The organism is Micromonospora sp. NBRC 110009 (genome assembly GCF_030518795.1).
Classification (GTDB): Bacteria; Actinomycetota; Actinomycetes; order Mycobacteriales; family Micromonosporaceae; genus Micromonospora.
The window spans coordinates 909,383-930,056 of the sequence record NZ_CP130427.1; the positions used below are offsets into that span (position 1 = coordinate 909,383).

Genomic DNA, 20,674 nt, shown 5'->3' on the forward strand with positions numbered 1-20,674 from the left:
CGTCAGTAGCCGTCCGCCACCCGGTTCGCCAGCGGCTCCCCCGCCACGAACCGGCGCAGCTGCTCCCCCACCAACCGGTACGCCCTCGGCAGCAGGCCGCGTACCGAGCCGGCCACGTGCGGGGTGAGCAGCACGTTCGGCAGCTCCCACAGGGGATGGTCGGCGGGCAGCGGCTCCGGGTCGGTCACGTCCAGCGCCGCCCGCAACCGGCCGGACTCCAGCTCGGCGACCAGCGCCGAGGTCCGCGCCACCGGGCCGCGGGCGGCGTTGACCAGCAGTGCGCCGTCCGGCATCGCGGCCAGGAACTTCTCGTCGACCAGCCCCCGGGTCTGCTCGGTCAGCGGCACCAGCAGCACGACCACGTCCGCGTCCGGCAACAGGGCGGGCAGTTCGTCCACCCCGTACACCCCCTGGGCCGGGCGGGCGGAGCGGGCGACCAGGGTGAAGGTGACGTCGAACGGGGCCAGCCGGGCCTGGACCGCCGCGCCGATCGACCCCGCCCCGACGATCAGCACCCGTTTGCCGGCCAGCTCGTCGGTCGGGGCCACCTCGTGGTACGCCCACTCGCGCCGAGCCTGGGCCCGGGCGAGCGGGCCGAAGCCGCGCAGCGCGGCGAGGATCGCGGCCACCACCCACTCGGCGGTGCCCGAGTCGTGCACGCCCCGCGCGTCGCAGAGCGTCACCCCCGCCGGGATCCGCCCCACCCAGGCGTCCGCGCCGGCGGAGAGGAGCTGCACCACCTCGAGGTCCGGCAGCTCGGCCAGCAGGGCGCCGGCGGCCGGGCCGGCGAGGAACGGCGGCACCCAGAACCGCACGTCGGCCGGGGACGACGGAAGCCGGGCCGGGTCCTCCAGCAGCTCCAGGGTGACGCCCGGCGGCAGCTCGCCGAGGAGGTCGCGGCCGGCCGGGTGCGGGATCCATACCTTCACGACCGCCGACGATAGCCGCCCGGCCGGTCCGGCCGGGCGGGTACCGGGTGGCGGTGCCCGAGACCGCCGCCGGCCGCCGCGCGGGTGATGTCCCGCGCCGCGTCCCGGCGGCGGCCGGCGCACCGGGCGGAGTGTCCGGTTCGGTCGCGACCGGATCGCGACCCGGCCCGGCTAGGCTGGGGCGGGTGAGCGCGCGTCCCCCGTACCTCCGCACCGGCCGCCTCCGGGCGGCGCTGGCGGCGTCCTGCGCGGCGCTGCTGCTGGGCACCGCCGGCTGCGCCTTCGGTGAGCCGGCACCCGACCCGGCCGGCGAGCCGCCGAACCTGCCGACACCCTCCGCCTCCGCCAGCGCGGGCGGCGCCGGTCAGCAGGTGGTGGCCACGGTGCTGGCCAAGGGGCTGGCGGTGCCGTGGGGGATCGCCTTCCTCCCCGACGGCGGCGCGCTGGTGACCGAGCGCGACACCGGACGGATCCTCCAGGTCGGCCCGGCCTCCGGGCCCACCGGGATGAACGTCACCGAGGTGCAGACGGTGCCGGGCGTGGCGGCCGGCGGCGAGGCCGGGCTGCTCGGCATCGCGGTCTCACCCACCTACGCGAAGGACCGCACGGTCTTCATCTACTACACCAGCGCGCAGGACAACCGGATCGCCCGGCTGGAGCTGGGCAAGTCGCCCACCCCCATCCTCACCGGCATCCCGAAGGCGGGGAACCACGACGGCGGCGGGCTCGGCTTCGGCCCGGACGGCTACCTCTACGCCAGCACCGGGGACGCCGGGAACCAGGCCGCCGCGCAGGACCCGAAGAGCCTCGGCGGAAAGATCCTCCGGATCACCCGGGACGGCAGGCCGGCCCCGGGCAACCCCACCGCGGGTTCCCCGGTCTGGTCGCTCGGGCACCGCAACGTCCAGGGCTTCGCCTGGACCAACGACAAGCGGATGTACGCCGTCGAGTTCGGCCAGAACACCTGGGACGAGATCAACCAGATCAACAAGGGCGGCAACTACGGCTGGCCGCAGGTCGAGGGGCGCGCCGACGACAAGCGGTACGTCAACCCGATCGTGCAGTGGCGCACCGCCGAGGCGTCCTGCTCCGGGCTGGCCGCGGTGCAGCGGCTGCTGGTCACCGCCTGTCTGCGCGGCCAGCGGCTCTGGCTGGCGGAGCTGACCGCCAACGGCACCGTGCTCGGCCAGCCCCGCGAGCTGCTGACCGGGAAGTACGGTCGACTGCGCGCGGCGGCGGTCGCCCCGGACGGCTCGGTCTGGGTGAGCACCTCCAACCGGGACGGGCGGGGTCGGCCGGTCCCGGAGGACGATCGGATCCTGCGGCTGGTCTTCGCCGACGGCGGGGCCGGACGCAGCTGACCGGACGAGCCGGCCGGCCACCCAGCGGCGTCCGACGCGCCGAGCTGGAGTTGTCGGACAGGTGAGAAGCGCGGCGCATCCCTCGGGTTTGCCAAGATCCTCGAGCGGGCAGGACAGAATCTGAGCATGGACGGCCAGGAGAACGAGCAGCGCAGCACCGGGGACGAGACGACCCCGGCGACCGGGCGCGCCCGCCGCTGGGCGTTCCTGCCCCGCAGGGGCGGGCCGGCGCGGGGCCGGCTACGCCGCCTCGGCGCGGTGCTGGCCCTGCTCGTGGTCACCCTGACCGGGATCGTCGCGGGCACGTACGCGGGTGGGCACGTCGGGACGGACATCGGGCCGTTCCGGGCGCAGCTCAACCTGAGCCCGTCGCTGAGCGGCGGGACCACCGTCGACATCCCGCCGCTGGGCGCGCTGCTGCTGGACAGCCATGACGGGCCGGCGTACCTGACCGTCAAGCTGGGCGCGCTGGACCAGCGGCGTACCGAGGCGCTGATCGACGACCCGGCGAGCATCAGCCGGGCCAGCCAGTCCGCCGTCGAGGACGTCCGCGCCGGAGTGATGCGCCTCGGGCTGAAGACGCTGGCCTCGGCGGTGCTGGCCACCCTGCTCCTGGCCGGGCTGGTCTTCCGCGACGTACGCCGGATGGCCTGGGCGGGCGGCCTGGCGCTGGTGATCACCGCCGGCAGTCTCGGGCTGGCCGCCGCCACCATCCGCCCGCAGGCGATCGAGGAACCGCGCTACGAGGGGCTGCTGGTCAACGCGCCGGCGATCGTCGGTGACGCGCGGCGGATCGCCAACGACTACACCAAGTACGCCGAGCAGCTCCAGCGGCTGGTCGGCAACGTCAGCAAGCTCTACACCACGGTCTCCGCGCTGCCCGTGGTCCAGCCGTCGCCCGGCACCACCCGGGTGCTGCACGTCTCCGACATGCACCTCAACCCGACCGGGTGGCAGCTGATCCGGACGATCGTGGAGCAGTTCAACATCGACGTGGTCATCGACACCGGGGACATCACCGACTGGGGCAGCGAGCCGGAGGCGTCCTTCGTCGGCTCGATCGGCCTGCTGAAGAAGCCGTACGTCTACATCCGGGGCAACCACGACTCGGCGCGGACCGCCGCGGCGGTGGCCCAGCAGCCGAACGCGATCGTGCTGAACAACTCCACGGTCACGGTCTCCGGCCTGACCGTGGCCGGCATCGGCGACCCCCGGTTCACCCCGGACAAGGAGACCTCGCCGGCCGGCAGCGGGCTCACCCCGCAGGTCGCCAACCAGGTGATCGGGACCGGCGAGCAGCTCGCCACCACGGTGACCAACTCGCCGACGAAGGTGGACATCGCGCTGGTGCACGACCCGGCCTCGGCGGGGCCGCTCTCCGGGACCTGCCCGCTGATCCTGGCCGGGCACCTGCACCAGCGGGAGGTGTTGAAGCTGCCGCAGGTGCCCGGCAAGCAGCCGACCCAGCTGATGGTGGAGGGCTCCACCGGTGGGGCCGGGCTGCGCGGCCTGGAGGGCGAGAAGCCCACCCCGCTGACCATGACGGTGCTCTACTTCGACCAGCAGAAGCTGCTCCAGGCCTACGACGAGATCACCGTGGGCGGCACCGGGCAGTCGCAGGTCAACCTGGCACGGCACGTGATCCGCGACCCGACGAAGGGCGACCAGGTGCCGGTGACCCCGACCCCGACCCGCGGCGGCCCGGAGTCGGCCAGCCCGACGCCCAGCCCGACCACGACCGGCTGACCCGGCCGTCCGGCGTCGCCGACGCCGGACGGCCGGGAACGGGCGTCAGCGCAGCGAGAGTGCGGCCAGGGCGGCGTTGACGATGCTGCCGGGCAGCAGGTCGTGCAGCTCGTACAGCTCCTGGACGCTGCCGGACTGGCCGAACTCGTCCACCCCGAGCGGCACCGCCGGGGCACCGAGCGCCGAGCCGAGCCAGGCCATCGCGTGCGAGGCGGCGTCGTGCACGGTCACCACCGGCACCCGATCGGCGAAGGCCGACCGCAGCGCGCCCGGCACGCTCGGCACGGTCGCCGTCCGCACGCCCTGGCGCAGGGTCCGCTGCCAGGCCCGGTAGAGCCGGTCCAGGCTCGTCACGTCGACCACGTGCGCCGCGACGCCCTCCTCCGCCAGCTCCGCGGCGGCCGCGAGGACCTCCGGCAGCACCGCGCCGGAGGCGGCGAGCTGGACGACCGGGGCGTCCGCCAGGTGCGGGTACGCCACGTGCGCGTCGACCAGCCGGTACGCGCCCGCCACGACCTGCCGCCGCAGCACCGCGTCACCGAGCCGGGCCCGGGCCGCCTCGAACGGCGCCTGGTCGATCGGGCGGGTGCTGAGCCGGAAGTAGTACGCCCCGTCCTCGGCCGGCGCGGCGGTGGCGACCGGCGCCGCTCCCCCGGCGATCTGGCCGAGCGCGTCGCAGAGCAGCCAGTCGAGGCTGCCGGCGTACGCGGGCTCGACGAAGGTGACGCCGGGCAGCTCCAGCCCCACCGAGGCGGTGATGGTGGACTGGTGCGCGCCGCCCTCCGGGGCGAGGGTGATGCCGGACGGGGTGCCGGCCACCACGAACCGGGAGCCGGAGTAGGTGCCGTAGAGGAACGCGTCCAGGCCGCGCAGCACGAACGGGTCGTAGACCGTGCCGACCGGCAGCAGCGGCTGCCCGGACAGGTCCCAGGCGAGGCCGAGCTGGCCGAGCAGCAGGAACAGGTTCATCTCGGAGATGCCCAGCTCGATGTGCTGGCCCGCCGGGGTCTCCGTCCAGCGCAGCATCCGGTCCTCGGTCCAGGAGCGCTGCTCGGTGGGGGCGAAGACGCCGGTCTTGTTGATGAACCCGGCCAGGTTGGTGGAGGTGGCCACGTCCGGCGCGGTGGTGACCAGGTAGGGCGCCACCTGCGGGTCGCGGGCCAGGTCGACCAGCACCCGGCCGAAGACCTCCTGGGTGGAGACCGGCTTGTTCGCGCGTACCTTGGTGGTTTCCGGGACGGTGACCCCGAGCGCCCGCTCGCGCGGCGCGCGGGACAGCGCCTCCCGGCGCTCGCCGGCCCGGATGCCGGCCGGGGACGCCGGGTCGAGGCGGTCCCACTCGGTCTCCCGGGTCAGGCCGTAGGACTCGCGCAGCGCGTCGACCTGCTCGGTGCTGAGCAGCGCCGAGTGGTTGCGCGGGTTGCCGGCGATCGGCAGCCCCCACCCCTTGACCGTGTACGCGAAGACCACGCTGGGCCGGTCGGTGACCGCGTCGCACTGGGCGTACGCGTCGAGCATCGCCGCCAGGTCGTGCCCACCCAGGTCGGTGACGAGCGGGCCCAACTCCTCGTCTTGGATGTCGGCGATGAACTCGGCGACCGCGGCCGGGGCGCCGTCGAGGAACTGCTTGCGCAGCGCCGGCCCGGCCAGCCCGAACAGAGACTGGTACTGCTCGTTCGGCATCAGGTCGATCCAGTCGCGCAGCGCCTCGCCGCCCGGCCGGGCGTACGCCTCGGCGAGCTTGCGGCCGTACTTGACCTCGACGACGTGCCAGCCGGCGGCCTCGAACTGGCCGCGCCACTGGTTGATCCGTACGCCCGGGACGACCCGGTCCAGCGACTGGCGGTTGAAGTCGACCAGCCACATCACGTTGCCCAGCCCGGTGGTGGCCGGGTCGGCGACGGCCTCCCAGATGTTGCCCTCGTCCAGCTCGGCGTCGCCGATCAGCGCGACGAACCGGGAGTGCGGGCGCTGGCCGAAGTGCGCGTCGACGTAGCGGCGGGTGACCGCGGCGAAGAGCGGCGCGGCGGCGCCGAGGCCGACCGAACCGGTGGAGAAGTCCACCCCGTCCGGGTCCTTGGTCCGGGACGGGTAGGACTGCAACCCGCCGCGCGCGCGCAGCTTCGGCAGGTACGACCGGTCCAGGTTGCCGAGCAGGTACTGGACGGCGTGGAAGACCGGCGAGGCGTGCGGCTTGACCGCGACCCGGTCCTCGGCGTCCAGGTGGGCGAACCAGAGCGCGGTCATCGCGGTGACCAGCGAGGCGCTGGACGCCTGGTGGCCGCCGACCTTCACCCCGTCGCCGGTGTTCCGGTCGTGGTTGGCCGCGTCCACGATCCGGGTGGCGAGCCAGAGCACCCGCCGCTGGATCTCGTCGAGGACGTCGAGGTCGTGCTGGTTCACGGTGACTCCATCCGGGCGTCGCCGTTGACGCCCTCTGAGGGATTGGGTGTTAGAAAGGGCCCCTTCCTATGCACCAGGCGTTAAGAAGGGGCCCTTCCTTGCAGCTCAGACGCCGAGGCGCTCCAGGATCAGCTCGCGGACGGTCTTGGCGTCCGCCTGGCCGCGGGTGGTCTTCATGACCGCGCCGACCAGGGCGCCGGCCGCCGCGACCTTGCCGCTGCGGACCTTGTCGGCGACGTCCGGGTTGGCCGCGATCGCCTCGTCCACGGCGGCGGTGAGCGCGCCGGTGTCGGAGACGACCTCCAGGCCCCGGTTGGTCATGATCTCGGTCGGCGAGCCCTCGCCGCCCACCACGCCCTCCAGGACGATCCGGGCCAGCTTGTCGTTGAGCTTGCCGGCGTCGACCAGGCCCTGCAGCTCGGCGACCTGCGTCGGGGTGGCCCCGACGTCGGCCAGCTCCACGCCGGTCTCGTTGGCCCGGCGGGACAGCTCGCCCAGCCACCACTTGCGGGCGGCGGCCGGGGTGGCCCCGGCGGCCACGGTGGCCTCGATCAGCTCGACCGCGCCGGCGTTGACGACCGACTGCATGTCGAGGTCGGACAGGCCCCACTCCTGCTGGAACCGCTGGCGGCGCAGCCGCGGCAGCTCCGGCAGGGCGGCCTTCAGCTCGGCCACCCAGGTCGGGTCCGGGGCGAGCGGGACCAGGTCCGGCTCCGGGAAGTACCGGTAGTCGGTGGCGGTCTCCTTGGACCGGCCCGGGGTGGTGTCGCCGGTGTCCTCGTGGAAGTGCCGGGTCTCCTGGGTGATCTTGCCGCCGGCGTCCAGCACGGACGCCTGGCGCAGCATCTCCGAGCGGACCGCCCGCTCCACCGAGCGCAGCGAGTTGACGTTCTTGGTCTCGGTGCGGGTGCCCCACTCCTCGCCCGGCTTGTTCAGCGAGGTGTTGACGTCGCAGCGCAGCGAGCCCTCCTCCATCCGGACGTCGGAGACGCCCAGCGAGCGGATCACGTCGCGCAGCTCGGTGACGTACGCCCGGGCCACCTCCGGCGCGAGCGCGCCGGTGCCGGGGATCGGCTTGGTGACGATCTCGACCAGCGGGATGCCGGCCCGGTTGTAGTCGACCAGCGACTCGGTGGCGCCGTGGATACGACCGGTGGCGCCGCCGACGTGCAGCGTCTTGCCGGTGTCCTCCTCCAGGTGCACCCGCTCGATGCCGATCCGCACCGTCTCGCCGTTGACCTCGACGTCCAGGTAGCCGTCGAGGCAGAGCGGCTCGTCGTACTGGCTGATCTGGAAGTTCTTCGGCATGTCCGGGTAGAAGTAGTTCTTCCGGGCGAACCGACACCATTCGGCGATCGAGCAGTTCAACGCAAGGCCGATCCGGATGGTCGCCTCGATGGCCGCCTTGTTGGCCACCGGCAGCGAGCCGGGCAGGCCCAGGCAGACCGGGCAGACCCGGGTGTTCGGCGCGCCGCCGAAGTCCGTCGGGCAGCCGCACCACATCTTGGTGTTCGTGCCCAGCTCGACGTGGGTCTCCAGGCCGATCACCGGTTCGTAGCGCGCGACGACCTCGTCGTACGCGGGCAGTGTCGTCGTCATCTGAGCTCCAGGCGCGATCCGGACGGAACCGGTCCAGCCTAATGGGGCTGGGTGCGGCCAGCTCGCCCGGGTTTCCATCCACGCCGGTACGCGCCCCGGCCCGCCCGGGGATCCGTCCCCGGGCGGGCCCGGAGGTCAGCGTTCCTCGACCACGCCGAGGTACATCACCTGCGGGTCGGCCGGGTTGAAGGCGACGTCCGCGATCCCGTCGTGGGGGTTGTGCTGCGAGGTCAGCCGGCCGGTCGACGCGTCGTACCGGTAGAGATCGGTTCCGTAACCGCCGAACCACGTGCCGTAGGCGAAGTAGAGCACGTCCGGGTCGGCCGGGCTCGGCCAGAGCCGGGTGCCGTTGATCAGTGTCGGCCCGGCGCCGTCGAGCACCGACACGAAGCTGCGGCCCCCGTCGGTCGAGCGCCAGATGTGCCGGGCGGAGTTGTCGTTCTGGCTCAGGTCGTACCCCTCCAGCCAGACCGTCCGCGGATCCACCGGGGAGAAGGCCACGGAGAAGCCGTTCGCGTGCGGGGTGGCGCCCACCCCCGCGGACCGGGTCCAGCTGAGGCCGCCGTCGAACGTCACGTAGCTGCCGTTGCCCATGGTGCCGACGATGACGTGGTCCCGGTCGGCGGGATCGACGGCGGCCTGGTAGACGAACTCGTCCTGGCCGGCCGGCGACCCGACGACGGTCCAGGTCGCGCCGCCGTCGCCGGAGTCGTAGAGCTGTCCGGCCTTGCTGACCGCCCGCAACGCCCGCGGATCGGTCCGGTCCACCGCCAGGGCGGCCACGCCGTCACCCGGGACCGGGCCGGCGACCTCGCTGATCTGGTCGGCCCGCACCCGGAAGACAGGCTGGTCGTTCACGCCGTACGCGTAGGCGGTGCCGTCCGCTCCGGCGGCCAGGTCGTACGCCGCCAGGTTCAGCGCGGTGCCGCCGACCTGCTGCCAGCTGCAGCCGGCGTCGGTGGACCGCTGGATCGACGTCTTCGAGATGGCCACCAGGGTGTTCGGCGTGCTCAGCGCGACGAGCCGGGGGTACGCCACCGGGGTGACCGCGGTCGTGGTCGGCGCCAGGAAGGCCCCGTCGTTGCGGGTGAAGGTCACCGAACCGTCGCCCTGCACCACGCCGCACTGCGGGCGGTGCCAGCCGTCTGCGGCGGCGGCGGGGGCTGCGGCGGCGAGGTCGACGGCGCCGGCGACCGTGACGGCCAGCGCCAGTACGCCGCTCAATCGGGAGAAGATCATGATGCATGTCTAGACGTGGACATGCGCCGATCGCCACAGTTTCGGGTGTCCGAGCCCGGCCATGACCTGGGTCGGACAGCCGCGGGAGGGGGCGCGGGTGTTCGAGTCGTTGGGTCTGACCCCGGTGGAGGAATCGGTCTACCTGGCCCTGCTGCGCCGGCGGCAGTCGAGCGTGCCGGAGCTCGCCCAGCAGGTCGGCGAGAGCCAGCGGGTGGTGCGCGCCGCGACCGACCGGCTGGAGGATCTCGGCTTCGTCAGCCGCCTCGTCGGCTCCGGCACCCGGTTCCTGGCGACCCGCCCCGACGTCGCGGTGAACGCCCTGGTGGTACGCCGCACCGAGGAGTTCGCGGCGGCGCGCCGGGCCGCCGAGCGGATCGCGGAGGAGTTTCCGCAGGAGCTGCTGACCAGCCCGGACGAGCTGCTCGAGATCGTCACCGGCCGGGCTGCGGTGGAGGCCCAGTTCGTCCAGCTCACCCACGGGGTCACCAGCGAGCTGCTGGTGCTCGACCGCCCGCCGTACGCGCAGGAGGTGGCGTCCGCGAACGTGCCGGAGAACGAACTGCTCGGCCGGGCGGCCAGCGTACGGGGGATCTACGCCCCGGAGGCGTTCGCGCTGCCGGGCGCCTTCGAGCAGGCCATGGCCGCCGTGGCGGCCGGGGAACAGGCCCGGGTGCACACGGACGTGCCACTGAAGCTGGCGATCGGCGACCGCGCGATGGCGCTGCTGCCGCTGGCCAGCGAGCGGGCGGTGGACGCGGCGCTGGTGATCCGCGCGCCGATGGTGGTGTCCGCGCTGGTGAAGCTCTTCGAGATGCTGTGGGCGCAGGCCACGCCGCTGCCGATCTGGGACCCGGAGCAGCCCGCGACCGCGGCCGAGGAGCTGGACCTGCGGCTGCTGGGGCTGCTCGCCACCGGCCTCAAGGACGAAGCCATCGCCCGGGAACTCGGGGTGAGCGTCCGCACCCTGGGTCGCCGCTCGTCCGCCCTGCTGGCCGCGCTCGGCGCGCGTACCCGCTTCCAGGCCGGCCTGCAGGCCGGACGCCGCGGCCTGGCCTGAGCCGCGACGGCGGCTGTCGCGGGGCGCGGACACGCCACCGGCGCCGGCGGAGACCGCCGGCGCCGGTGAACCGTGTCGTGCGCCGGTGCTACAGCGCCGGCGGGGTGAACGTGCCGACCGTGGACTCCAGCGCGGCGGCGACCCGGTACATCCGGTCGTCGGCCATGGTCGGAGCCATGATCTGGAAACCGACCGGGAGCCCGTCGGCGAGGCCGCACGGGACCGAGATGGCCGGCCCGCCGTACAGGTTGGTCGGGATGGTGAACAGGTCGGCCAGGTACATCTGGTAGGGGTCGGCGGTGCGCGACCCGATCGGGAAGGCCACGAACGGGGTGGTCGGCGAGATCAGCGCATCCACCTGCTCGAACGCCGCGGTGAAGTCCCGGGTGATCAGGGTGCGGACCTTCTGCGCCTGGCCGTAGTAGGCGTCGTAGTAGCCCGAGGAGAGCGCGTACGTGCCGATCATGATGCGCCGCTTCACCTCGGGGCCGAAGCCGGCCTCGCGGGTTAGCGACATGACCTCCTCCAGCGACCGGTTGCCGTCGTCGCCGACCCGCAGGCCGAACCGGACACCGTCGAACCGGGCCAGGTTGGAGGAGCACTCGCTCGGCGCGATCAGGTAGTAGGCCGGCAGCGCGTACTTGAAGTGCGGGCAGGAGACCTCGACGATCTCCGCGCCCAGCTTGGCCAGCGCCTCCACCGACTCGCGGAACGCGGCCATCACGCCCGGCTCGGCGCCCTCGCCGGTGAACTCGCTGACCACACCGAGCTTCACCCCGGTCAGGTCGCCGGTCGCGCCGAGCCTCGCCGCGCCGACCACGTCCGGCACCGGGGCCGGGATGGAGGTGGAGTCGCGCGGGTCGTGCCCGCCGATCACCTGGTGCAGCAGCGCGGCGTCCAGCACGGTACGCGCGCACGGCCCCGGCGTGTCCAGCGACGAGGAGAACGCCACCAGGCCGTACCGGGAGGTGCCGCCGTAGGTGGGCTTCGCGCCGACGGTGCCGGTGACCGCGCCCGGCTGGCGGATCGAGCCGCCGGTGTCCGAGCCGATCGACAGCGGCGCCTCGTACGCGGCCAGCGCCGCGGCGCTGCCGCCGCCGGAGCCGCCCGGAATGCGCGCCAGGTCCCACGGGTTGCGGGTCGGGCCGTACGCGGAGTATTCGGTGGAGGAGCCCATCGCGAACTCGTCCATGTTGGTCTTGCCGAGCATCACCGTGCCGGCGTCGCGCAGCCGCTGCACGATCGTCGAGTCGTACGGCGGGCGCCAGCCCTCCAGGATCTTCGACCCGACGGTGGTCGGCACGCCCTTGGTGGTGAGCACGTCCTTGACGGCGACCGGCACGCCCGCGAGCGGGCCGAGCTCCTCGCCGGCGGCCCGGCGCTCGTCCACGCCCCGGGCGGCGGCGAGCGCGCCCTCGCTGTCGACGTGCAGGAAGGCGTGCACGCGGTCGTCGACGGCGGCGATCCGGTCCAGGTGGGCCCGGGTCACCTCGACGGCGGAGGTCTCCCCGCTCGCCACGAGCCCGGCGATCTCGCTCGCGGTGAGCTTGGTCAGGTCGCTCATGAAGCCACATCCTCGTCCAGGATCCGCGGGACGCGGAACCGCTGCTCCTCGGCGTCGGGCGCGCCCGACAGCGCCTCCTGCGGGGTCAGGCACGGCGTCACCACGTCCTCGCGGAGGACGTTGGTCAGCGGCACCGAGTGGGAGGTCGGCGGGATGTCCGCCGCGGCGACCTCACCGACCTGGGCGACCGACTGGAGGATCACGTCCAGCTGACCGGCGAAGGTGTCCAACTCCTCCTCGGTGACGGCGAGCCGCGACAGTCGCGCGAGGTGCGCGACCTCCTCGCGGGAGATGGCGGCCATCGGGTGCCCCCTTCGTGGCTGTCCTGCTGCGTCTGCGGTGTGCCGGCCCGCGCGCTCGACGGTAGCGATGACGCGCGGTGGCCGGAGCGAGTCTATTGTCCTGCGGTCGCGGCGACGCCTCCGACTCCCCCACCGGCCCGGCGGCCGGACCGCGCCGGGCCGGCGAGGCCACCGCTCAGCGGGCGCGCCGGCGGGGCCCGTCACCGTCGCCGGTCACCGCGGGCGGACCGGCCGGTAGCGGGACAACCAGGTGACCAGGTCGCCGGCGGGCATGGGCCGGGCGTGGAACCAGCCCTGAGCCACGTCGCAGCCGGCCGCGTGCAGCAGCCGCCAGGTGCGCTCGTCCTCCACGCCCTCGGCCACCACCCGCAGGCCGAGCGCCGCGGCCAGCTCGATCATGAACCGGACGATCGCCGCGTCGTCGGGGTCGTCCGCCATGCCCAGGACGAACGACCGGTCCACCTTCACCTCGGACAGCGGCAGCCGGCGCAGGTGCTGCAGGGACGAGTACCCGGTGCCGAAGTCGTCCAGCGCGATGCCGACCCCGATCCGGTGCAGCTGGGAGATGCTGGCCAGCACCCGCCTCGGGTCGGCCATCAGGGCGCCCTCGGTGATCTCCACCTGGAGCCGGTCGGGGCTGACGCCGTACCGGGCCAGCCGGTCGGCGATCTGGTCGGCGATCTCGCCGGTGTGCAGGTCACGGACGCTGACGTTGAGCGCGGCGCGCAGCGTGATCCCGGCCGCCGACCACTTCGCCACCTGCTCCACCACATCGTCCACCACCCGGCGGGTGAGCAGCCGCATCACCGCGCTCTGCTCGGCCACCTGGATCAGCTCCCCCGGGTCGACCATCCCCCGGCGCGGGTGCCGCCAGCGCAGCAGCGCCTCCACCCCGACCACCTCGCCGGTCGCGATGGCGATCTGCGGCTGGTAGTACATGGTGATCTCGCCCGGGTCCCCGGCCGGCTCGTCCGTCCGCGCCCCGCCGGCCGCCCGGGCCGCGCCGCGCGGCTCCGCCGGCTCCAGCTGGGCGGCGCCGTCCCCGCTCACCCCGGCCTCCGGCTGGGCGGCACCGTCCCCGCTCACCCCGGCCTCCGACTGGCCGGCACCGTCCCCATTCACCCCGGCCTCCCGCTGGGCGGCGCCGTCCCCATTCACCCCGGCCTCCCGCTGGGCGGCGCCGTCCCCGCTCACCTCGGCCTCCGGCGGGCCGGCGGGTGGCGCCGCCGGGCGGTCGTCGAGCAGCCCGCCGGACGCCTCCGGAAGCAGGGCGGCCTCGCCGGCCGGGGCCGCCGTTGCCCGGACGGCCCGGCGGCGGATCGGGTCGGCGCCGGTGAGGATCCGGTTGATCAGCTCGTCGTCGGTACCCACCTCGGCCCGCGCGCGTCGCCGGCGCAGCCAGCGCCGCCCCGGGCCGCCGCCGGGCCGGGCCGCCCCGCCCCGGCCGCCGTTGCGGGACACGCCGTCGCCCGAGCCGCCGCCCTCCGGCGCCGCCAGCCCGGGGGCGGGCGCGAGGGCCGCGCCGTCGCCCCCGCGTACGCCGCCGGGCGGCTCCGCCACCGGCAGCGCCGGCGTGGTCTCCAGCACGCGGCGCAGGTCGGCCAGGAGGCTGAGCCGCTCGGCCGAGTTGTGGTCGGACTCGGCCGCGTAGACGGCGACGGTGTCGTTGCGGTGCTTGGCGTCGTACATGGCCACGTCGGCGTGGCGCATCAGGGTGGCGAAGTCCTCGCCGTGCTCCGGGAAGATCGCGAGGCCGATGGAGCCGCCCACGTCGAGCGGCAACCCGTCGAGCGGCACCGGCTCGGCGAGCGCGGCGACCACCCGGTCGGCGAGCTCGCGCGCCTGGTCGGTGCCGGTGAGCCGGGGGACGACGATGGCGAACTCGTCGCCGCCGAGCCGGGCCAGCAGGTCGCCCGGGCCGACCACCCCGGCCAGCCGGGCGCTCACCTCGACCAGCAGCCGGTCCCCCACCGCGTGCCCGAGCGCGTCGTTGACGTGCTTGAACCGGTCCAGGTCGAGCAGCAGCAGGGCCAGGTGCGCGTCCGGTTCGCCCCGGGCGGCCCGCTCGGCGTGCAGGTGCACCTGCTCGGCCACCTCGGACAGCAGCGCCTTGCGGTTGGGCAGCCCGGTGAGCGGGTCGAGCGCGGCCAACTGCTCCCGCTCGGCGGAGAGCCGGGCCATCCGGTAGACGGCGAAGAGCGGCACCAGCACCAGTGGGATCAGCGCGGCGCTGACCCGGGCGGCGGCCACCAGCACCGGGGCGAGCAGCAGCAGCGAGCCGGTGGCGAGCAGTTCGTAGGCCAGCCCGAGCCGGACGGTCGGCCACCAGCGGTCGCCGAAGCGCAGCCGGATCGCCGAGCTGACCAGCGCGTAGTTGACCGCGAACCAGATCCCGGTGGCGGCGCCGACCACGGCCACGTCCGTCCAGTGCAGCCGCCCGCCGCCGAACAGGTCACCCGGCCCGAGCCGGGTGACCAGGTACGCGCCGGCGAGGGCGCAGGCGTACTGGGCGGCGTTGAAGCCGGTGCGCCACACCGCGTGCCTCATCCGCCAGCCGGAGACGGCCACCGCCACGGCCTGCACCGCGACGGCCGGACCGAGCCCCCAGCCGAGCAGGATGGCGAAGGTGAAGCAGGTCGACGGGAAGACCGCCGAGGTCTCCCGCCGGCCGGGCGGCACGAACGGCCGGGCGTCGCAGGCGACGGCGAGCGCCGCCATCGTCCAGAAGGCCACCGGCAGGTCGGGCACCCGATCGGGCAGCCCGGCCAGCGGCCCGGCCGAGACCAGCACCGCCAGGAGGCCGACCGCGGCGACGAAGCCGAAGAACGGGGCACCCCGCCCGGGTGGCACGGAGTTGCGCGGGTCGGCGGTCTCCATCGCACCTCCCGGGGACGGCCGTGGCGTGCGCCGTTCACACGCCGTACGCCAATGAAACGCCCTCGGTGCCGATTTCCCCGACATGACAGTCACGAATCGGTCGCAGTCGTAACTAACTTGGTATCCGCCACCAGGCCCCGTCAGGATGCACCGCGAGCCCGCCCTCAGCCCTCGACGCGGGCCACCTCCCGGGCCGCCTCCGGGCCGGACTCCAGCAGCACCCGGAAGCCCTCCTCGTCCAGGACGGGCAGCTTGAGGCTGGCCGCCTTGTCGGCCTTGGAGCCGGGGTTGTCCCCGACGACCACGAAGCTGGTCTTCTTGGAGACCGAGCCGGTGACCTTGCCGCCCCGGCTCTGGATCGCCTCGGACGCCTGGTCCCGGCTGAAGCCGGCGAGCGTGCCGGTGACCACCACGGTCATCCCTTCGAGGGGACGGGGCCCCTCCTCGCCGGCCTCCTCGGCCATCCGGACGCCGGCCTCGGCCCACTTGCGCACCACCTCGCGGTGCCAGTCGACGGCGAACCACTCCTTGATGCTGTCGGCGATGGTCGGGCCGACGCCGTCCACCGAGGACAACTCCTCCGCGCCGGCCGCCTCGATCGCGTCGATCGAGCGGAAGTGCCGGGCGAGGGCCTGCGCCGCGGTCGGGCCGACGTGCCGGATGGAGAGCGCGACGAGCACCCGCCACAGGTCCCGCTCCTTGGCGACGGCCAGGTTGTCCAGCAGCTTGGTGGCGTTGCTGCCGAGGGTGCCGTCCTTGTTGACGAAGAACGGCGAGCGGACGAGCTGTTCCTCGTCGAGCTGGAACAGGTCGCCCTCGTTGGTGATGATCTGCCCGTCCAGCAGCGCGGCGGCACTCTTCTCGCCGAGCGCCTCGATGTCGAGCACCCTGCGGCTGGCCAGGTAGAAGACCCGCTCGCGGATCTGCCCCGGGCAGGTACGCGCGTTGGGACAGCGGATGTCGACGTCGCCCTCCTTGGCCGGCGCGAGCGGGGTGCCGCAGGCCGGGCAGGTGGTGGGCATGACGAAGGGGCGGGCGTCGGCGGGACGCAGGTCGACCACCGGGCCGAGCACCTCGGGGATGACGTCGCCGGCTTTGCGCAGCACCACGGTGTCGCCGATCAGCACGCCCTTGCGTTCGACCTCCTGGGCGTTGTGCAGGGTGGCCAGGGCGACCGTGGAGCCGGCCACGCGGACCGGCTCGAGGACGGCGAACGGGGTGACCCGGCCGGTCCGCCCGACGTTGACGTCGATGTCGAGCAGCTTGGTGGTCACCTCCTCCGGCGGGTACTTGAAGGCGATCGCCCAGCGCGGCGCGCGGCTGGTGGAGCCGAGCCGCCCCTGGATGGCGACCGGGTCGACCTTGACCACCACGCCGTCGATCTCGTGCTCGACGTCGTGCCGATGCTTGCCGTAGTAGGCGATGAATTCCGCCACCCCGGCCAGGTCGGGCACCACCCGCCAGCGGTCGCTGGTGGGCAGCCCCCACGCCTTCAGCGCCGCGTACGACTCGGACTGCGCCGTCGGCTGGAAGCCCCGGCGGGCGCCGATGCCGTGCACCACCAGGCGCAGCGGCCGGGAGGCGGTGACCCGCGGGTCCTTCTGGCGCAGGCTGCCGGCGGCGGCGTTGCGCGGGTTGGCGAAGGGCGCCTTGCCCTGCTCGACCAGGCCGGCGTTGAGGTCGGCGAAGGCGGCGACCGGGAAGTAGATCTCGCCGCGCACCTCCAGGAACGCCGGCACCTCGGGGAAGTCGTCGGACGGGGTGAGCCGGGACGGGACGTCCCTGATGCTGCGCACGTTGGCGGTGACGTCCTCGCCGGTGCGCCCGTCGCCCCGGGTGGCGGCCCGGACCAGCCGGCCCTTCTCGTAGGTCAGGTTGATGGCCAGGCCGTCGACCTTCAGCTCGCACAGGTAGGGCACCGGGCCGCCGGCGTCCCGCTCGACCCGCTCGGCCCAGGCGGCCAACTCCTCGTCGGCGAAGGCGTTGTCCAGCGAGAGCATCCGCTCGGCGTGGGTGACCGGGGTGAAGTCGGTGGAGAAGGTGCCGCCGACCCGCTGGGTCGGCGAGTCGGGGGTGCGCAGCGCCGGGTATTCCGCCTCCAGCGCCTCCAGCACGCGCAACTGCTTGTCGAACTCGGTGTCCGAGATGACCGGCGCGTCGAGCACGTAGTAGCGGTACTGGTGCTCGGTCAGCTCCTGGCTCAGCGTGGCGTGCCGCTCCCGCGCCTCCGGGGTCGGCTCGGCGCCCGCCGCCGCCTCCTGCGCCGGACTGACCGCCTGGGGAACCGCTTCTTCGGACACGCCGCCGCCTTCGGACACCGCTGTCGACCTCCCGAGATCGTGCTACCCCCGAACGGTAGCGGGCGGGGGTGACAAGCGTCCTCCTACCCGCCCTGAGCAGGCGCGCGGCGGCCGCGCCACCGGGCGGCGGCGGCGCGGCCGTGCGACCATCGCCGCACGGCGGCGGACCGCCGGGGACGAGAGGCAGGCACGGATGGCGGACGGGCTGCGCTGGGCGGCGGTGATCGTGGCCGCGGTGGTGGCCGGCTGGCTGTGGGGCGAGTGGCGCCGGCGATCCGCCGGCCCGGATGGCCGCTCGGTCGGCAGGCGCCCGGGTCGTCCCGGCACCCGTCGCGACGCGGAGACCCGTCCCGGCGACGGCGGCGCCCGCCCGGGTCGCGGCGGCACCCGTCCCGGCGGTCGACCCCGATCGGGCGGCGGCCGCCCCGGCACCGAGGCCTCCCCGGGACGCGCCGCAGCGCCGCCCCGGCCCCGGGACGCCGACCGACGGCCGGCCGGCACGCCCCGTCCCGGCGAGATCTGGTGGGCCGACGTGCCCTACGCCGACGGGACCGGCTCCAAGGTGCGCCCCTGCCTGGTGCTGCACGCCGACGACCGGGGCGCCGAGGTCCTCAAGATCACCAGCCAGGACAAGTCGGACCGGGACGACCACGTCCGCATCCCGACCCGGGACTGGGACGCGGACGCGGACCACGACAGCTGGCTGGACATCAGCGAGCCGATCGCCGTACCCGCCGCCGCCTTCGCGGACCGGGCCGGCGCCTGCGACCCCGACCTCTGGCGTCAGCTCCGCCGCCTCCCCCACCTGACCACCTGACCCGCCCGGCGCTCAGTCGTGCGGGGCGGCCAGGGCGGTGAGCTGGTCGGCGTACTCGATGCGGGCGGACCAGTCGGCCGGCCAGGCGGACATACCGTGGGCGGTGCCGACGAAGGCGCCGGCGAGGGCCGCGATCGAGTCGGAGTCGCCGGCCGTGGTGGCGCCCCGGGCCAGCGCGCCGACCGGGTCGTCCGGGTGGCGCAGCGCGCAGAGCAGCGCGGTGGCCAGGGCCTCCTCGGCGATCCAGCCCTCACCGGTGAGCCGGCACGGGTCGCCGCCGTCGTCCGGGCGGACCAGCGCCGCGTCGAGCCGACCGAGGACCCGCAGGCACTCGTCCCAGCCCCGGGCGATGAACTCCTCCGGCGTCGAGCCGCCCGGCCGCTGCCACAGGTCGCCGAGCCAGTCGTGCCGGTAGACGGTGCGCTGCTCCCGGGCCCGCGCGGCGAGCAGGCCGGGCAGGTCGGCGAGCGCGGCGCCGTCGCGCAGCAGCCGGACCGCGTACGCGGTCAGCTCGCTGGCCACCAGGCCGGTCGGGTGGCCGTGGGTCAGGCCGGCCTGGAGCTGGGCCAGCCCGGCGAGGGTGTCGAGGTCGACGTCGAGCAACCCGACCGGGGTGACCCGCATGTTGGCCCCGCACCCCTTCGAGCCGGCCACGGTGGCCTCCTGCCAGCGGCCGCCCCGGTCCAGCTCGGCGCAGGCCCGCAGGCAGGTCATCCCGGGCGCACGGTTGTTCTCGGGGCTGACCGACCAGTCGATGAACCGCCGCCGCAGCAGCGGCTCCACCGCCTCCGGCGTGTACGCGGGCGCGTCGTGCAGCGCCCAGGCCACCGCGAGCGCCATCTGGGTGTCGTCGGTGACCAGCGCCGGGTCGCCGGTCAGCTCGCGGGGACCGGTCGGGCCGTAGCGCCGGACGATCTCGGCGACGGTGAGGAATTCGGTGGGCCTGCCCAGGGCGTCGCCGTAGGCGAGGCCGAAGAGCGAACCGGAGGCGCGGCGCGGCGTGGAGTCGATCACGGTGGCGATCATGCCTCGGCGGCGCAAGCCGCGCCTCCCGGCGGTCAGTCCCAGCAGAGGCAGAACGGGTGTCCGGCCGGGTCGGCGTAGACCCGCCAGCCGTCACCCTCGCCCGGCAGCCGCCGCGCGCCCAGGGCCAACGCCGCCTTCTCGGCGGCCTCGATGTCGTCCACCGTCACGTCGAGGTGGAACTGTTGCGGCCGCTCCGGGTCGGGCCAGTCGGGGGCGCGCAGGTCGAGCGCCTTCTGGAAGGCGAGGCGCGGTTGGTGCCCCGCCGGACCGCCGAGCACCACCCAGTCGTCGCCGTCGGAGTTGTCCTCGATCAGCGGGAGGCCGAGCAGCTCCGCGTAGAAGCGGGCCAGCGCGCGCGGATCGGGGCAGTCGATCACCACGGAACGCAGCTGTCCAATCATGCCGGTCATCCTGCCCCGCAGGTACGACCGGAAACCTATTCCTCGGCCAGCCGCCGCCCGGCGTCCCGGCAGGCGGCGAGGACCGCCCGGGCGTACGCCGGGGTGGCCCCGGCCAGGCCGCAGGCGGGGGTGACCACGACCTGCTCGGGGAGCCGCCGGCGGGGGAAGCCGAGCTGGTCCCAGACCTTGCGTACCCGGTCGGCCAGCTGCGCCGAGCTGGGGGCGCGACCGCCGGACGGCGGCAGCGCGGGCGCGGCGCCGGCCAGCAGCCCGAGCCCGGCGTCGATCGCCTCGCCGAGCGGGTCCAGGTCGGTGACCAGCGCAAGGTCGAGGGCCACGCCGGCGGCCCCGGCGCTGCGGATCAGCTCGAGCGGCACGTCGGGCGCGCAGCAGTGCACCAGGGTCGGCACGCCGGCCGCCTCGATCACGTCGCGCAGCAGCGCCCGGGCGACCTCCGCCTCCACCGACCGGTAGGTGCCGAAGCCGCTCTCGGTGGGCACCCGACCGGCCAGCACCGCCGGCAGGGACGGCTCGTCGAGCTGGAGCAGCACCCACGCGCGGGGCAGCCGGCGGGCCACCGCCTCGACGTGCCCGCGCAGCCCCTCGGCGAGCGAGCCGGCGAGGTCCCGCACGGCGCCCGGGTCGCGGATCATCCGGCCGCCGATCGGCAGCTCCAGCGACGCGGCCAGGGTGAACGGGCCGCCCGCCTGGACCTTGACCGGGCCGGCGTACTCCTCGGCCTGCTCGGCGAGCTGGTCGAGGTCGCGTTCCATCAGGTCGCGGGCGCGGCGCAGGTCCTTGCCGGGGCGGGGGGCGATCCGCCAGCGGGCCGCGTACAGCTCGACCGGCAGCTCCACGAGTAGGCCGGCGCTGCGGCCGATCAGGTCGGCGCCGGGGCCCCGCGCGGGCAGCTCCGGCAGGTGCGGCAGGGCGGGCAACTCGCCGAGCACGATGCGCTGCGCCTCGGCGATGTCGGTGCCGGGCAGCGAACCGATGCCGGTCGCCGCCCCGGCGGGCCAGTGCCAGAGCTGATCACTCACCGCCGAAGACTAT

The 20,674-nt window shown here is 74.6% G+C and carries 15 protein-coding genes; 4 read left to right on the plus strand and 11 right to left on the minus strand.

The window, feature by feature from the left end; translation table 11 throughout:
• Nucleotides 1–2: 2 nt before the first annotated feature.
• Nucleotides 3–929: a 2-hydroxyacid dehydrogenase gene (locus Q2K19_RS04240; RefSeq protein ID WP_302767862.1), complete on the minus strand. Its 927-nt coding sequence runs from the start codon at nucleotides 927–929 to the stop codon at nucleotides 3–5.
• 185 nt (nucleotides 930–1,114) lie between these two features.
• Between Q2K19_RS04240 and Q2K19_RS04245 the strand changes: the two genes are divergently transcribed.
• Nucleotides 1,115–2,290: a PQQ-dependent sugar dehydrogenase gene (locus tag Q2K19_RS04245; RefSeq protein ID WP_302767863.1), complete on the plus strand. Its 1,176-nt coding sequence runs from the start codon at nucleotides 1,115–1,117 to the stop codon at nucleotides 2,288–2,290.
• 126 nt (nucleotides 2,291–2,416) lie between these two features.
• Complete coding sequence (locus Q2K19_RS04250; protein ID WP_302767864.1) at nucleotides 2,417–4,036, plus strand: metallophosphoesterase family protein; 1,620 nt, start codon at nucleotides 2,417–2,419, stop codon at nucleotides 4,034–4,036.
• A 45-nt stretch (nucleotides 4,037–4,081) separates the two neighbouring features.
• Here Q2K19_RS04250 and Q2K19_RS04255 read toward each other — a convergent pair whose 3' ends face one another.
• From Q2K19_RS04255 to Q2K19_RS04265, 3 genes are all read right to left on the minus strand, one after another.
• Nucleotides 4,082–6,439 (minus strand): transketolase-like TK C-terminal-containing protein, encoded by a 2,358-nt coding sequence (locus tag Q2K19_RS04255; protein ID WP_302767865.1) that lies wholly within the window; start codon nucleotides 6,437–6,439, stop codon nucleotides 4,082–4,084.
• A gap of 105 nt (nucleotides 6,440–6,544) precedes the next feature.
• Nucleotides 6,545–8,038: an Asp-tRNA(Asn)/Glu-tRNA(Gln) amidotransferase subunit GatB gene (gene gatB, locus Q2K19_RS04260; RefSeq protein WP_302767866.1), complete on the minus strand. Its 1,494-nt coding sequence runs from the start codon at nucleotides 8,036–8,038 to the stop codon at nucleotides 6,545–6,547.
• A 135-nt stretch (nucleotides 8,039–8,173) separates the two neighbouring features.
• Nucleotides 8,174–9,277, minus strand: a complete 1,104-nt coding sequence (locus Q2K19_RS04265; protein ID WP_302767867.1) for a WD40/YVTN/BNR-like repeat-containing protein — start codon at nucleotides 9,275–9,277, stop codon at nucleotides 8,174–8,176.
• Nucleotides 9,278–9,338: 61 nt separating this feature from the next.
• Here Q2K19_RS04265 and Q2K19_RS04270 point away from each other — a divergent pair, with 61 nt between their 5' ends.
• The gene (locus Q2K19_RS04270) at nucleotides 9,339–10,334 is read left to right on the plus strand and encodes a helix-turn-helix domain-containing protein (RefSeq protein WP_302767868.1); all 996 of its coding nucleotides are present in this window, start codon (nucleotides 9,339–9,341) and stop codon (nucleotides 10,332–10,334) included.
• Nucleotides 10,335–10,422: 88 nt separating this feature from the next.
• On the opposite strand, the gene gatA is transcribed toward Q2K19_RS04270, so the two are convergent.
• The 4 genes from gatA to ligA form a co-directional block, all read right to left on the minus strand.
• Entirely contained in the window at nucleotides 10,423–11,898 is a 1,476-nt protein-coding gene (gene gatA, locus Q2K19_RS04275) for an Asp-tRNA(Asn)/Glu-tRNA(Gln) amidotransferase subunit GatA (RefSeq protein WP_302767869.1), read from the minus strand.
• The gene (gene gatC, locus Q2K19_RS04280; protein ID WP_091268917.1) at nucleotides 11,895–12,200 is read right to left on the minus strand and encodes an Asp-tRNA(Asn)/Glu-tRNA(Gln) amidotransferase subunit GatC; all 306 of its coding nucleotides are present in this window, start codon (nucleotides 12,198–12,200) and stop codon (nucleotides 11,895–11,897) included. Before gatC ends, gatA begins: the two co-directional genes overlap by 4 nt.
• A gap of 213 nt (nucleotides 12,201–12,413) precedes the next feature.
• Complete coding sequence (locus tag Q2K19_RS04285; protein WP_302767870.1) at nucleotides 12,414–15,077, minus strand: bifunctional diguanylate cyclase/phosphodiesterase; 2,664 nt, start codon at nucleotides 15,075–15,077, stop codon at nucleotides 12,414–12,416.
• A 164-nt stretch (nucleotides 15,078–15,241) separates the two neighbouring features.
• Nucleotides 15,242–17,377, minus strand: coding sequence for an NAD-dependent DNA ligase LigA (ligA, locus tag Q2K19_RS04290; protein ID WP_302767871.1), 2,136 nt, complete (start codon nucleotides 17,375–17,377; stop codon nucleotides 15,242–15,244).
• A 193-nt stretch (nucleotides 17,378–17,570) separates the two neighbouring features.
• On the opposite strand from ligA, the gene Q2K19_RS04295 reads away from it, so the two are divergent.
• Nucleotides 17,571–18,194 (plus strand): type II toxin-antitoxin system PemK/MazF family toxin, encoded by a 624-nt coding sequence (locus tag Q2K19_RS04295; protein WP_302767872.1) that lies wholly within the window; start codon nucleotides 17,571–17,573, stop codon nucleotides 18,192–18,194.
• 12 nt (nucleotides 18,195–18,206) lie between these two features.
• Here Q2K19_RS04295 and Q2K19_RS04300 read toward each other — a convergent pair whose 3' ends face one another.
• Genes Q2K19_RS04300 through Q2K19_RS04310 form a run of 3 tightly spaced genes read right to left on the minus strand, consistent with a single transcriptional unit; the run spans nucleotide 18,207 to nucleotide 20,661 of the window.
• Complete coding sequence (locus Q2K19_RS04300) at nucleotides 18,207–19,220, minus strand: ADP-ribosylglycohydrolase family protein (protein WP_302772271.1); 1,014 nt, start codon at nucleotides 19,218–19,220, stop codon at nucleotides 18,207–18,209.
• Nucleotides 19,221–19,252: 32 nt separating this feature from the next.
• Nucleotides 19,253–19,621, minus strand: coding sequence for a VOC family protein (locus Q2K19_RS04305; RefSeq protein WP_302767873.1), 369 nt, complete (start codon nucleotides 19,619–19,621; stop codon nucleotides 19,253–19,255).
• A gap of 35 nt (nucleotides 19,622–19,656) precedes the next feature.
• The gene (locus Q2K19_RS04310; RefSeq protein WP_302767874.1) at nucleotides 19,657–20,661 is read right to left on the minus strand and encodes a methionine synthase; all 1,005 of its coding nucleotides are present in this window, start codon (nucleotides 20,659–20,661) and stop codon (nucleotides 19,657–19,659) included.
• Between the last annotated feature and the right edge of the window lie 13 nt (nucleotides 20,662–20,674).

What these genes read in the sequence shown, in the direction of transcription:
- gatB (WP_302767866.1), bottom strand. Translation starts at nt 8,038, where the DNA reads ATGACGACGACACTGCCCGCGTACGACGAGGTCGTCGCGCGCTACGAA.
- Q2K19_RS04270 (WP_302767868.1), top strand. Translation starts at nt 9,339, where the DNA reads ATGACCTGGGTCGGACAGCCGCGGGAGGGGGCGCGGGTGTTCGAGTCG.
- Q2K19_RS04300 (WP_302772271.1), bottom strand. Translation starts at nt 19,220, where the DNA reads ATGATCGCCACCGTGATCGACTCCACGCCGCGCCGCGCCTCCGGTTCG.
- Q2K19_RS04305 (WP_302767873.1), bottom strand. Translation starts at nt 19,621, where the DNA reads ATGATTGGACAGCTGCGTTCCGTGGTGATCGACTGCCCCGATCCGCGC.
- Q2K19_RS04250 (WP_302767864.1), top strand. Translation starts at nt 2,417, where the DNA reads ATGGACGGCCAGGAGAACGAGCAGCGCAGCACCGGGGACGAGACGACC.
- gatA (WP_302767869.1), bottom strand. Translation starts at nt 11,898, where the DNA reads ATGAGCGACCTGACCAAGCTCACCGCGAGCGAGATCGCCGGGCTCGTG.
- Q2K19_RS04285 (WP_302767870.1), bottom strand. Translation starts at nt 15,077, where the DNA reads ATGGAGACCGCCGACCCGCGCAACTCCGTGCCACCCGGGCGGGGTGCC.
- gatC (WP_091268917.1), bottom strand. Translation starts at nt 12,200, where the DNA reads ATGGCCGCCATCTCCCGCGAGGAGGTCGCGCACCTCGCGCGACTGTCG.
- Q2K19_RS04295 (WP_302767872.1), top strand. Translation starts at nt 17,571, where the DNA reads ATGGCGGACGGGCTGCGCTGGGCGGCGGTGATCGTGGCCGCGGTGGTG.
- Q2K19_RS04265 (WP_302767867.1), bottom strand. Translation starts at nt 9,277, where the DNA reads ATGATCTTCTCCCGATTGAGCGGCGTACTGGCGCTGGCCGTCACGGTC.